At 41.8% G+C, this 13,040-nt stretch carries 11 protein-coding genes and 1 pseudogene; 10 read left to right on the top strand and 2 right to left on the bottom strand.

Translation table 11 applies throughout. The features are described 5' to 3' along the window. Window positions 1-355 precede the first annotated feature (355 nt). A complete protein-coding gene (gene ftn / locus E0H94_RS12275) occupies window positions 356-820 on the top strand; it encodes a heteropolymeric bacterioferritin subunit Ftn (protein WP_131323211.1) in 465 nt (154 codons plus the stop codon). Between the two features lie 69 nt (window positions 821-889). Here the strand turns inward: ftn and E0H94_RS12270 are convergent, their stop codons facing one another. Beyond that, a complete protein-coding gene (locus tag E0H94_RS12270) occupies window positions 890-1,423 on the bottom strand; it encodes a peroxiredoxin (protein WP_413773016.1) in 534 nt (177 codons plus the stop codon). 283 nt (window positions 1,424-1,706) lie between these two features. Between E0H94_RS12270 and E0H94_RS12265 the strand changes: the two genes are divergently transcribed. From E0H94_RS12265 to bioD, 5 genes are all read left to right on the top strand, one after another. Then, entirely contained in the window at window positions 1,707-2,429 is a 723-nt protein-coding gene (locus tag E0H94_RS12265; RefSeq protein ID WP_131326782.1) for a thioesterase domain-containing protein, read from the top strand. Between the two features lie 95 nt (window positions 2,430-2,524). Further along, a complete protein-coding gene (gene bioA, locus E0H94_RS12260) occupies window positions 2,525-3,808 on the top strand; it encodes an adenosylmethionine--8-amino-7-oxononanoate transaminase (protein WP_131326781.1) in 1,284 nt (427 codons plus the stop codon). After that, the gene (locus E0H94_RS12255) at window positions 3,805-4,962 is read left to right on the top strand and encodes an 8-amino-7-oxononanoate synthase (protein ID WP_131326780.1); all 1,158 of its coding nucleotides are present in this window, start codon (window positions 3,805-3,807) and stop codon (window positions 4,960-4,962) included. Before bioA ends, E0H94_RS12255 begins: the two co-directional genes overlap by 4 nt. A 9-nt stretch (window positions 4,963-4,971) precedes the next feature. Further along, entirely contained in the window at window positions 4,972-5,751 is a 780-nt protein-coding gene (gene bioC, locus E0H94_RS12250) for a malonyl-ACP O-methyltransferase BioC (protein WP_131326877.1), read from the top strand. Beyond that, a complete protein-coding gene (gene bioD, locus E0H94_RS12245) occupies window positions 5,748-6,389 on the top strand; it encodes a dethiobiotin synthase (protein ID WP_131326779.1) in 642 nt (213 codons plus the stop codon). Before bioC ends, bioD begins: the two co-directional genes overlap by 4 nt. A gap of 192 nt (window positions 6,390-6,581) precedes the next feature. Here bioD and E0H94_RS12240 read toward each other — a convergent pair whose 3' ends face one another. Beyond that, the gene (locus tag E0H94_RS12240; protein WP_131326778.1) at window positions 6,582-6,809 is read right to left on the bottom strand and encodes an ExbD/TolR family protein; all 228 of its coding nucleotides are present in this window, start codon (window positions 6,807-6,809) and stop codon (window positions 6,582-6,584) included. Window positions 6,810-6,880: 71 nt separating this feature from the next. Here E0H94_RS12240 and E0H94_RS18570 point away from each other — a divergent pair. The 4 genes and pseudogenes from E0H94_RS18570 to E0H94_RS12220 all read left to right on the top strand — a co-directional run. Continuing rightward, window positions 6,881-7,260: pseudogene (locus E0H94_RS18570) on the top strand (transposase); the annotation flags it as partial. 161 nt (window positions 7,261-7,421) lie between these two features. After that, on the top strand, window positions 7,422-9,176 hold the full coding sequence (locus E0H94_RS12230) for an ABC transporter substrate-binding protein (RefSeq protein WP_131326777.1): 1,755 nt from the start codon (window positions 7,422-7,424) through the stop codon (window positions 9,174-9,176). 13 nt (window positions 9,177-9,189) lie between these two features. Beyond that, window positions 9,190-10,998 carry an ABC transporter substrate-binding protein gene (locus E0H94_RS12225; protein ID WP_131326776.1) on the top strand — a complete coding sequence of 603 codons (1,809 nt, stop codon included), beginning with the start codon at window positions 9,190-9,192 and terminating at the stop codon, window positions 10,996-10,998. Window positions 10,999-11,022: 24 nt separating this feature from the next. Next, on the top strand, window positions 11,023-13,038 hold the full coding sequence (locus tag E0H94_RS12220) for a M3 family metallopeptidase (protein ID WP_131326775.1): 2,016 nt from the start codon (window positions 11,023-11,025) through the stop codon (window positions 13,036-13,038). Window positions 13,039-13,040 lie beyond the last annotated feature (2 nt).

The following is a 13,040-nucleotide window of genomic DNA, read 5'->3' as shown; positions in this document are numbered from 1 at the left end:
GCAACAGTGGGGACTCGCAGTTCTAAATTGAGAGTAACTTTTTATTTTTAATAATAAAAAAATGATGGTGTGATAGTTTTCACTTCGTGATGTTTTAAAGACGTGGTGAAATAAGGGCCATTTTAAATAGTTACAAATTTTAAAATAAGCAAAATTTTGAATGAAATAGCCTTTGCTCCAAGCTGCAAAATACTGCAAAGGCTTATTTTATATGCGGAAAATGACTTAAATTAAACTGCAAATGCGTATGTTTCTCATTTTAATTTTATAAAAATCATAAACTTACAAAATTTAACTTTTGCAATCCTTTTCAAATGTCGCCATAATATTTTAAAAAGGTATGGGGTATAACGAGATGCGTGGCAATCCAGAAGTAGTAGACTATTTAAATATGTTGATCGGTGGGGAACTTGCAGCTCGCGATCAGTATCTCATTCATTCACGTATGTATGAAGATTGGGGCTTAAGTAAAATCTTTGAGCGTATTGATCATGAAATGCAAGAAGAAGCATCTCATGCAGATGCCTTGATTCGTCGTGTACTCTTTCTAGAAGGCACACCGAATATGAACCGTGATGATATTGATGTGGGACAAGATGTGGTGACCTGTTTAAAGGCAGACTTGGCACTGGAATATCATGTACGTGAGAAATTGGCGCAAGGCGTGAAACTGGCGGAAGAAAAAGGGGATTATGTCACGCGTGATATGTTGCGTCAGCAAATGTCAGATACTGAAGAAGACCATACTTATTGGTTAGAAAAGCAAATTCGCTTAATTGAGTTGATTGGCTTACAAAACTATATTCAGTCGCAAATGTAAGCGTTGTTGGTCATTTAAAAAGGTTTTCAAACCCCCAGTTTGAAAACCTTTTTTTATGCTTAAAAAAATTTACTTTTTTGAAAAGTTTTGAATATCTGTAAGCACCTGATTGGCATGGGTTTGTGTGTTTACACTGCTATAGTGATAGACAATAGTACCCTTGGGATCAATCAAGAAAGTTTCACGCTTGGCAATTTGAGCTACACCAAAATTACGGACTATGCCAAACTGACCTGCAAGTTGTTGTTTTTTATCGGCCAAAATTGGAAAAGGTAATCCTAATTTACTGGAAAATTTTTGATGGGATTTGACATCATCTAGGCTCACGCCCAACACCACCGCATTTGACTTTAAGAATTTTGGATAAAGTGCTTTAAATTGATTGGCTTCTTGAGTACAACCTGGTGAATCATCTTTTGGGTAAAAGTAGAGTACCACCCATTGTCCACGATATTGTTTGGACTCATGCCAATTGCCATTTTGATCTTGTAACTTAAAGCTAGGCGCTGCCTGTCCAACCCATTGTTTTTGGCTTGAGGCGGAAGAAGAAAAAATCGAAGTTTCGGCATGAGTGAAATGATAAGTTCCGAAAGTACAGGTCATGCCCATTAAACCCATACGGAGCAATTGATTCAAAGTCATTTTCTTCTTTTTCGATGCTATGGAAGCCTTATCTTAGCAAACTATGACTGTCATCAGTGCAACAAAATCATAGCATGGCTGTGTATGGTTCTAGATGCTCTGACTAAAATTTGACCTTCATGTGGGGTTTATTTATCAGGGAAATCGTGTGACTTTGCAGTTTGAGAATGATAGGAAATGCAGCTCAGTCGTAAAATAAAAGCCGTTATACTGCTGTACAAAGTTTCATTTTTAGAGCAAAACGTTGAACGCGAGTATTTTACTGATTACGGGTTGGGGTGGTGGAACACAGTTGTTGGAACCTTTACAGCACAAACTACAACAACAAGGACATCATGTTGAACTGATCAATATTTTTAATGCCTTGGATACGGATATTCTGCAACAACATGTAGAACTTGCGCGTCGCTTTAACATAATTATAGGGTGGTCATTGGGGGGACAACTGGCAATGCTATTGACGCAGCAATTACAACAACAATATGCGGAACAAAAAACCTTGATTACTTTGGCATCGAATCCATGTTTTGTTGCACAAGCGAACTGGTCAACTGCTATGCCACAAGAAACATTTGAGCAATTTAAACTGTCCTTTCAACAGGATGCGATTACGACTTTAAAGCGTTTTGGCTTTCTGGTCTGTCAGGGTGCAGATTCTGCCAAGAAAGATTTTATTCAAATGCAAAAACTGATTAAGCCACAACCAATTTCACTGTTACAACAGGGTTTAGTGTTATTAGAGCAGTTGAATTTAACCGAAACTTTGGCGCATTATACAGGACAGCAATTGTATGTGTTTGCACAGCGTGATGCACTGGTTCCCAGCGAAATTATTCAAAATATGCCACAATTGCTTGCAGAGAATGTAAAAGTTGTATGTATTGAACATGCCTCGCATGGTTTTCCTTGCTTCCAAGTTGAGCAGAGTGTGCAAATTATAGAAGATTTTATCAATACAACATTTTAAGCTGTCTAGGAATGACCATTCTCGCAATGTTTTTTAGAAACTTGCGGGTTTAAGATAGCCCACATTGTAAAAAGAGTACGCCACAGGAGTTATGGATGACCGATTTATTTGACCTTGAACATATCTGGCATCCTTATACCTCTATGACCAATCCACTGCCGACTTTTAAAGTAAAGAAAGCCTATGGCGCCGTGATTGAGTTAGATGATGGACGTCAATTGATTGATGGTATGTCTTCATGGTGGTGTGCGATTCACGGTTATAACCATCCGGATTTGAATCAGGCTGTGACCGATCAATTACAAAATATGTCACATATTATGTTCGGTGGTTTTACCCATGACCCAGCCATTGAACTGGGCAAACTGTTATTAAAGATTACTCCGCCGAGTTTAGACAAAATCTTTTATGCCGATTCAGGATCGGTTGCCGTAGAAGTCGCTTTAAAAATGGCAGTGCAATATTGGGCGGCACAGGGCAATACAGAAAAGACCAATTTTGTCACACCACGCTCGGGCTATCACGGGGATACATGGAATGCCATGTCGGTGTGTGATCCAGTAACGGGCATGCATCAGATTTTTGGCAGCAGTTTACCGAATCGTATTTTTGTTCCTGCACCGCAAGTGGGATTTGATCAGGCATGGGACCCAGCGGATATTGCTGAACTCGCACAAACCTTAGAACAGCATCACCACAGCATTGCAGGTCTGATTATTGAGCCAATTGTGCAGGGTGCGGGTGGTATGCGTTTCTATCACCCTGAGTATTTGCGCCAAGCCAAACTGCTCTGTGAAAAATACCAAGTTCTGTTGATTTTTGATGAGATTGCGACAGGTTTTGGGCGTACAGGCAAACTCTTTGCTTGGGAACATGCGCAAGTTGAACCCGATATTATGTGTATCGGTAAAGGCTTAACAGGCGGTTATATGACGCTGTCTGCAACCTTAACCTCGAAGCATGTGGCAGAAACGATTTCTAAAGGTGAAGCGGGCGTATTTATGCATGGTCCGACATTTATGGCCAATCCACTCGCCTGTGCAGTGGCATTACGCAGCACGCAACTTTTGATGTCTCAAGACTGGCAAAGTACCATCCAGCGCATTGGCAATCAATTGCAGCAACATCTCGTGCCATTGGCGCAACTCAATTATGTGCAGGATGTGCGTGTGTTGGGTGCGATCGGGGTGGTTGAGTTGAAATTTAATGTTGATATGAAAACCTTACAACAAGAATTTGTAAAACGTGGCATCTGGATTCGTCCCTTTGGTAAGTTGGTCTATGTGATGCCGCCGTATGTCATTTCAGAAACGCAGTTGAATACTTTATTGACTGAACTGGTAGATGTGGTTTGCCATATGCAAGAGGAAGCGGCATGAATTTGTTAGACCATTACGCTGCACAGTTGGATGAGCTAAAACAGCAGGGCAATTTACGTCAATTTACTTCAAACTCCCAACAGGGGAAGTGGATTGAAATTCAGCAACGCCGTATGTTGAATTTAGCTTCCAACGACTATTTGGGCTTGGCTTCTGATCTGAGCTTACGCGAACAGTTTTTTGATGAAAACCCGAATGCACATCGTCTGATGAGCTCATCTTCTTCGCGTTTATTGACAGGGAATTTTCCTGAATATGAGCAGCTCGAAGCCAGTTTAAGTCAGGCTTTCGCTGGACGTGCCGCGCTGTTATTTAACAGTGGTTACCACATGAATATTGGAATTTTACCTGCGGTCAGTGATGCCAAGACGCTTATTCTTGCGGATAAGTTAGTGCATGCCAGTATGATTGACGGGATTCGTCTTTCCTCTGCCAAATATGTACGTTATCGCCACAATGACTTACAGCATTTGTCGCAATTGTTGCAGAAATATCATGATGATGAGGCTTTTGAGCGCATTATTGTGGTGACTGAATCCATTTTTAGTATGGATGGCGATGAAACTGATTTGGCGGAATTAGCTCGCATTAAGTCCCAATTTACCAAAGTGATGCTGTATGTGGATGAAGCGCATGCGATAGGCGTGCGTGGTGAACAAGGTTTAGGCTGTGCCGAACAATATCAAGTGATTGAGCAAATTGACTTCTTGGTGGGGACATTTGGTAAGGCGATGGCATCAGTCGGTGGTTACTTAATTTGCCATCCGATTATTCGTGAATTTCTGATTAATCGAATGCGTTCCTTGATTTTTAGTACCGCACAGCCGCCCATCTGTATGGCGTGGACTAATTTCATTTTCCAAAAAGTGTTGAGCATGAATGCCAGTCGTCAGCATTTACAACAATTAAGCAGTTATTTACAACAAGCGATACAAGCAAAAGGCTATGCTTGTCCATCGACCAGTCATATTGTGCCAGTGATTATTGGCGAATCACAAAAAACAGTCGATACTGCGGCACAATTACAGCAAGCAGGCTTTTATATCATGCCTGTTCGTCCACCGACGGTTCCGGTACAAAGTTCGCGTTTACGTATTTGTTTAAATACCCAATTTCAGCAAGATGAACTGGATCAGTTTGTCGTTTTGTTATGAGTTTTAGTGTTGAATCCATCTCAAATAGATAAATCTCGCGTTGCTCAGCGTTTTGCACAAGCGGGACAAAGCTATACTGAACATGCCATTGTGCAAAAGCAAATTTGCCAACATTTAATGCAATTGATGCTCGATTTTCTGCCTACACCTCATCAGGCACGGGTTTTTGAAATTGGCTGTGGTTCTGGCAATTTGAGTCACCTTTTATTGCAAAATTTGCAAATGGATCGCCTGATTCTGAACGATCTATATGCTGAGGTTGAACGCCATTTTCCGCAACTGCAACAAATTGAATGGCGAATTGGGGATATTGAACAACTTGAGTTCCCAACACAATTAAACGTGGTGACTTCCAGTTCTGCATTGCAGTGGATGACAGATTTACAGGCGATTTTTAGTCAAGTCGCCCATGCTTTGGTGCAACAAGGTTTCTTCTGTTTTTCCATTTTTGGACAGCAGAATCTAAAAGAAATTAAAGCTTTAACCGGGCAGGGACTGGAATATCACAGCATGCCTGAACTTGAGCGAGCGTTAATCCAAGCGGGTTTCGAAGTTTTACACTTAAGTGAACAACTGACGACGCTGCACTTTACCCATCCCAAGCAGGTGTTACAACATTTAAAAGCTACGGGTGTCACTGCGACCAATGCAGCGCATCGTTGGACCAAGCATTCGTTACAACAGTTTTATCAAAATTATCAGCAATTTTCGGAGATGGATCAGCAAGGGCACGTGCAGTACACACTCAGCTATCACCCGATTTATTGTATTGCACGGAGAACAACATGAGCGCAGACATCTATTTTATCAGTGGGATTGATACAGGCATTGGCAAGACCTATACCACAGGATATCTGGCGAAGTTATGGAATGAACAAGGTCAGCATGTCATTACCCAAAAACTGATTCAAACGGGTAATGTCGATGTCTCTGAAGATATTCAACAACACCGTGAAATTATGGCTACAGGCTGGTTGCCAGAAGATGAAAGTAAACTGACCATGCCTGAAATTTTTACCTATCCTGCGTCACCACATTTAGCCACCAAACTGGATGGTCGTGACATTGATTTTGCCAAAATTGAAGCTGCAACCCAGCAATTGGCAGAAAAATTTGAGGTGGTACTACTAGAAGGAGCAGGTGGTTTAATGGTACCGCTCACCACAGAATTACTGACAATTGATTATCTAGAACAGAAAAAGTTCCCGGTAATTTTGGTCAGTTCTGGACGTTTGGGCAGTATTAACCATACTTTATTGAGCTTGGAAGCATTAAAAGCACGTGGTTTGTCTTTATATGCTTTGGCCTATAACTTAAATGATGAATCACAAGATCCATTAATTTCCAAAGATACTTCTGAATATCTGAAAGCTTATTTAGCCAAGCATTTCCCTGATGCGTTATGGATTGATATTCCTGTGTTGTAAACGATTGCAATTACTCCGTTTTAGGATGTCATCGCTCAAAGATAAAAAATCCGTATTTCACATAGCACAAAATGCGGATTTTTTTTCGACAAGATTAAAGTGAAGCGTTGCTTTCAATGCCAATTTTGCTGATATTCAGGCGTTGTACCATCGCCATGACCCATAGCCACTTGTTTGTATTTAGTCATGCGGTCAGGCTGTAGTTTGTTGTTCAGACTTTTTAGCCACTGTCATAAATAAGCTTTCTAAAGCCTGCTTATTTGCTATAGGCTGATCATTCCAGAAAATCTGACCTTGTGCATCTAACTTGAAATTGATGATTTCAGGTGGTTTTTCATCGTTCTGTGGTGGTAGCGCAGCATTTGGCAAATTAATGTTGTATGAAGAAGAGTGAGCTAAAAATCTAGGTGCTGTTGACATTTACAGTGCAAAAAGTGAGAAAGTAAAATTCAATCGATAAACCAAATTTACTTCTCGCTACGCATCAACCCATGCTGACCGATCAATATGGGTTAAAGCTGAAATCTACTGTCCACAATTTTGGTATCTATCTTAAACATAATCTGAGACGTTTTATCGAAGCAATTTTTTATAGTATTAGAACGAGCTGTCCTTAGCGAGATTTACCCGCATCTTTTGGTAAATCTAAAACGACCTTTAAACGATTCACTCGTTGGTTTAAAGATAGTAAGCTATTCAAAATATTTAAGTTATTATTAGAATGTACAGACCTAAAATACGTATTTATTGATGCTACTCATGCTCATCAACAAGCCACAGGGCTCAAGGATCAGGCCATGTCTAAAAGTATTGGTGGAACAGTTCTAAAATTCATTTGGCCGTAGATTTGAATGGGAACCCAATTCAATTTTGTAGATTCATGATTTAAGCTGAGGACGAATGACAAAGAATTTGCTTAAATGGAACATGAATAACAATAAACACATCAGTTTAAAAACAATGCATGACGCAGCGCTTAAGCGAGTAGCACAGGAAAGGTAAAAATTGGAAGCCAAAAAATTAAGAATAGCCATGTTAACCCTGTTGATTTCATCGGGCTGTATGCTGCAAGCCAATGCTGCGGCACAGTCCAACAAGATTTTACACGTGGCGATAGAAGCGCCTGATGATGGTTTTGATATGGTCAAAACCTACAATTTTTACAGTGGAAAAATCGCTGAGGTTATTTTTGAACCTTTGTTGAAATACGATTATTTAGCCCGTCCTGTACAGTTGGTGCCGAATACGGTACAGACTTTGCCGCGTATTGAGCAAAATGGCAAGGTTTATACCTTTAAGATTAAGCCAGGAATTTATTTTTCTCCCGATCCCGCGTTTAAGGTGCAGCGTCGTGAACTCAAAGCACAAGATTATATTTACAGCATTCAGCGTATTTTAGACCCGAAAAACCGTTCGACCACCTATTCATTCATTGATGGAAAAATTGTGGGGGGCAATCAAGCCAATGCTCTGGCCAAGAAAACGGGAAAGTTTAATTATGATGCTCCAATTGCAGGTTTAAAAGCGCTTGATCCCTATACTTTGCAAATTACCCTGACCCGTCCTGATTATAATTTTCAATACATTTTGGCATATGTCACTTTTGGCGCCACAGCACGCGAAGTGGTTGAATATTATGCTGATCGTATTGCACAGCATCCGGTTGGGACTGGGCCATATCAACTGAGCAAGTATGTTCCGCGTAGCAGAATTGAATTGACCGCCAACCCGTATTACCGTGGTTTTGTCTGGAATTTCAAATCGACAGGTAGTGCTTGGGATAACCGATTGGTACACGAAATGTCAGGCAAACAGATGCCGCAAATTGGTAAAGTCGAGGTCAGTATTATTGAAGAAGAACAATCGCGCTGGCTGGCATTTAAAACAGGACAGCTCGATTTCGACAAATTAACCTCAAATGCTGTGCCGCAAGCACTGGATGGTCAGAGACTCAAACCTGAATTGGTCAAGCAAGGGATTCAGCACTACCCCAATAAAGACCCCGAAATTACCTACACCATGTTCAATATGAAAGACCCCATTGTTGGTGGATTCAGTCTAGATAAAATTGCCTTACGTCGTGCCATCACTTTGTCGTTTAACCAAGACGAAGCGATTAAACAACTCTATAAGGGACAGGCGGTAAGATCGGAAATGTTGGTTCCAGACGGTGTGCAGGGCTTTAATCCAAAATACCGCAGCAGCCTCGGCTATAACCCTGTCTTGGCCAACAAACTACTGGATCGTTTTGGCTATAAAAAAGGTACAGATGGTTATCGGACTTTACCCAGTGGCAAAGCACTCACTTTAAAGTTTATGACGGAAAACAGTTCCAGTTCCGTGGTGCAATCTGAACTGTGGAAAAAGAATCTGGATGCAATAGGCATTCGCGTTGATTTTCAAGTGAGTAATTTTGCCGATAACTTAAAAGCAGCAACGCAATGTAAATATATGCTGTGGGGAGGAGCGTGGATTGCCGATTATCCAGAAGGGGAAAATTTTGCGCAGTTGTTGTATGGGCCGAATTCAGCACAGGGCAATTTAAGTTGTTATCAATCCAAAAGTTATGATGCGTTGTATCAGCAAATGTTAGGTTTACCACCACAGCAACGCTTACCGTATTATGAAAAATTAAGCCGTCAAATCGAAGCGGATAATCCATGGATTATTCATAGTAGCCGTATTCGCAACTGGCTGCTGCATCCACAGGTTCAGGGTTTTAAAGCCCATCCGATGATGAATAGCAACTGGCAATATCTGGATATACAGCCTGTAAAAAATAAATAAGTTTGGACGAAGAATGAAACAGTTGAATAAAAAAAATCAGTATTGGCTCAAAGGGGTATTGGCGGTTGGTCTTTTAATCACAAGCTCTATGAGTTTATTGGCACAAAGCCCTGCCGACCCACACAAAATCTTACGTTATGTGTTCCCTGTGGCTGAAACGGGTTTTGACCCCGCAGGCGTACATGATTTGTATTCGGCACATGTCAACGGTTCAATCTTTGAAACTTTATTTACCTACGATTATTTGGCATCACCAGCAAAGCTAGTACCGCGTACCGCAGCAGCCTTACCCGAAGTCAGTGCCGATGGTTTGACCTATACCATCCACATTCAAAAGGGCATTTATTTTGCCGCAGATCCGATCTTTAAGGGCAAAAAGCGTGAACTGACCTCGGCAGATTATGTGTATACCTTTAAACGCCTACTTGATCCGAACTTACGTTCTCCGAACAGTTGGTTATTGGATGGACGTATTTTAGGGATGGATGCCGTGTTGAAGCAGGTGGCTAAAACAGGCAAGTTTAACTACGATCAAGCTGTTGCAGGTTTGCAAACGCCTGACCGATATACCTTGGTGATACGTTTAACCAGTCCTGATCAAAACTTTCCGATGTTGCTGGCACATCAACCTGCGGGAGCTGTGGCACGTGAAGTGATTGAAAAGTATCGAGATAAAGCAGGTTTTGTGATGGGGCATCCTGTCGGGACGGGGCCGTATCTGCTGACTCGCTGGACGCCTGGTTCCCGCATTATTTTGAAAGCCAATCCTGATTTTCGTAGTTTTGTCTGGAACTTTAAGGCTTCTACGGCAGAAGACCAGAAAATCGTCAAAGCCATGCAAGGCAAAAAAATGCCACAAATTGGCGTGATTGATATTCAGGTGATGGAAGAAGGGCAATCACGTTGGTTATCTTTTATAAAAGATGAGATTGATTTATTTGCTTTGGATGGAGAATTAACCGTTCAAGCTTTGCAAAATGGCAAACTCAAACCAGAATTGGCAAAAAAAGGCGTACACCTGTCGCGGATTATTGACCCTTCGATTGATTACCATTATTGGAACATGCAAAACCCTGTGGTGGGCGGCATGAGTAAAGACAAAATCGCCTTACGTCGTGCCATGGCGATGGCCTTTTCGGCCGATAACTACATTACTATTTTACAAAAAGGCGATGCACAACGCCTACAAGCCCCGATCCCAAATGGCGTGGTGGGCTATGATCCTAACTATAAAAGCAGTATTCCTTATTCGGTTAAAGCCGCCAATCTACTGTTAGACCGCTATCACTATAAAGTCGGTGCAGATGGTTGGCGCACTTTGCCGAATGGTAAACCTTTGCAAATTAATATGACCATCTCGGGTAATAGTGCACGAAGTCAACAACAGGCAGAATTTTGGAAGAAAACGCTGGATAGTATCAAAATTAAAATGAGTACCCAGTCCTTGCCATTTGCCGAAGCACTCAAGTTGGAAAAGCAATGTAAAACCATGTTTAAAAGTTCGGCTTGGATTGCCGATTATCCAGATGCCGACAACTTTATGCAGTTGTTCTATGGCAAAAATATCAACGTGACCAACAATGCTTGCGTGAAAATTCCTGAATATGACCGCTTATATGAGCAAAGCCAGAGAATGCCACCCAGTGCAGAACGAGATGCATTGTATCGGAAAATGTCACGCTTGCTCGAAGTGTATATGCCCGTACAAATTATTGGTGCGCGTTATCGCAATGTCTTGGCACAGCCCCGCGTGATTGGTTTTAAAAAGCATCCGATTTTGCCTGCGGAATGGATGTACATCGATATTGACATGAAGAAATAGAAATTAAATAAAACTGGAGTAATGATGAATCACCCAACCTTCAAATTGACCGCACTCAGTGTTTTGACTTTTGCGGTACAGCAGTTCACTTTTGCAGACTCTTCCACGCGTCAGACCTTGCCGCAATTTCAAGCCCAAGATATTCCTGCCTTGTGTGATGCCAAAATTCAGGACATTCAACAGCAGCTCAAGCATTTTGAAGCCAAGCCGATGACGGCACAGAACAATGCTGCGCCTGTATTGGCGGAATGGGATCGTATTTTTGCCTCGTTTGAAGATTTTTATGGCCCCATTGGCTTATATAGCAATGTTTCTCCAGATGCGGCACTGCGTAAAGCGGCAGAAGATTGTGAAATCAAGATTAGTCAGTTCCAAACCGATATTTATCAAAATCCAAAACTGTATCAACAAATTAAAAACACTCAAGCCAAGGATGCGATTGATAGCAAGTTTCGGCAAGATTTACTCAATGATTTTGAAAAAACAGGGATTCAGTTAAGTGCCGAAAAGCAAGTACGTTTAAAAGTGATTTTGGCAGAACTGGCCAAGATTGAGCAGGAATATGCGCGTAATGTGCGTGATAATCCGCAAAAGCTAGAGTTTACACCTGCCGAATTAACAGGATTACCGCAAAGCTATATCGATGCCTTAAAGAAAAATGACCAAGGCAATTATTTACTCGGTTTTGAATATCCCGAATATCGTCCTTTCATGGAATTGGCAGACAACGATGCGGCACGCAAGCGTTATCAAATTGCCTATACTCGCCGTGGGGGTGAGCGTAATTTGATCTTGCTGAAACAAGCCATGGACTTGCGTTATGAATTGGCACAATTGTTTGGTAAATCCAGTTATGCAGAGTGGGCGCTACATAAACGTATGGCAGAAACGCCTGAAACGGTAAACAAGTTTCTGTCAGAGGTGCATGCAACGGTTGCGCCGTTAGAGCAAAAAGAAGTGGACACACTGCGTGAGTTTCAAGCCAAAACCTTAAATATCCCCTTAGCGCAAGCCAAAATAGAGCGTTGGAGTGAGGCATATTGGAGTGAAAAGCTGCGTAAAGCCAAGTATCAGATCGACCAAGAAAAAATGCGCGAGTATTTCCCAACTCAAGCAGCACAGGACTGGTTATTTGCCATTTCATCCAATCTCTATGGTATTGAATTTAAACCTGCCAAAGTCGATGTCTGGCAAAACGAAGTTGAATATTACGATGTGACCGATCAGAAAACAGGACAGCTTTTGGGTGGGCTATATGTCGATAAATTCCCACGTGAAGGCAAATACGGACATGCCGCGGTATGGGGGGTATATGGGGGTAGCAGCTTAACGGGACGTAAACCGATTTCAGCATTAGTTACTAACTTTAACCGCAAAGGCTTAAATAGTGATGAACTGGAAACCTTTGTGCACGAGTTTGGACATGCATTGCATGGCATTTTGTCGACTACCCGCTATTCAGCCCAATCAGGCACATCGGTAGAACGTGATTTTGTTGAAGCCCCTTCGCAAATGTATGAGGAATGGGCAAGACGTAAAGAAACATTATCGAAAGTGGCAGATTATTGCCAACCTGCATGTCCACGAGTCGATGATAAGTTGATTGCCAAACTGAATGCAGTACACAGTTATGGTCGTGGCTTGCATTATGCCCGTCAAACTTTGTATGCCCAATATGATATGGCACTACATGGCAATAATGCTTTGAAGGTGCAGCCCTTAGATGTCTGGAAGAAAATGGAAGGTGCAACGGCATTGGGCTATGTACCCAACACAGAATTCCCTGGGCAATTTGGGCACATCATGGGCGGCTATCAAGTGGGTTATTACGGCTATATGTGGTCTGAAGTACTTGCTTTAGACATGCTTTCGGCTTTTGGCAAGAATTTGAATAATCCAGAAGTGGGACAACGTTATCGCCAAACCATTTTATCTCAAGGCGGCCAGAAACCCGCGGAAGACTTGGTGAAAGATTTCTTGGGGCGTAAACCCGATAACAAAGCCTTTTTCGATGAAATTACAGGTCAACGGGTTAAATAGGG

This window comes from Acinetobacter sp. ANC 4173, from assembly GCF_004331255.1.
Classification (GTDB): Bacteria; Pseudomonadota; Gammaproteobacteria; order Pseudomonadales; family Moraxellaceae; genus Acinetobacter.
The sequence above is the reverse complement of the archived record's forward strand: the minus strand, read 5'-3'. Positions and strand labels throughout refer to the sequence as shown.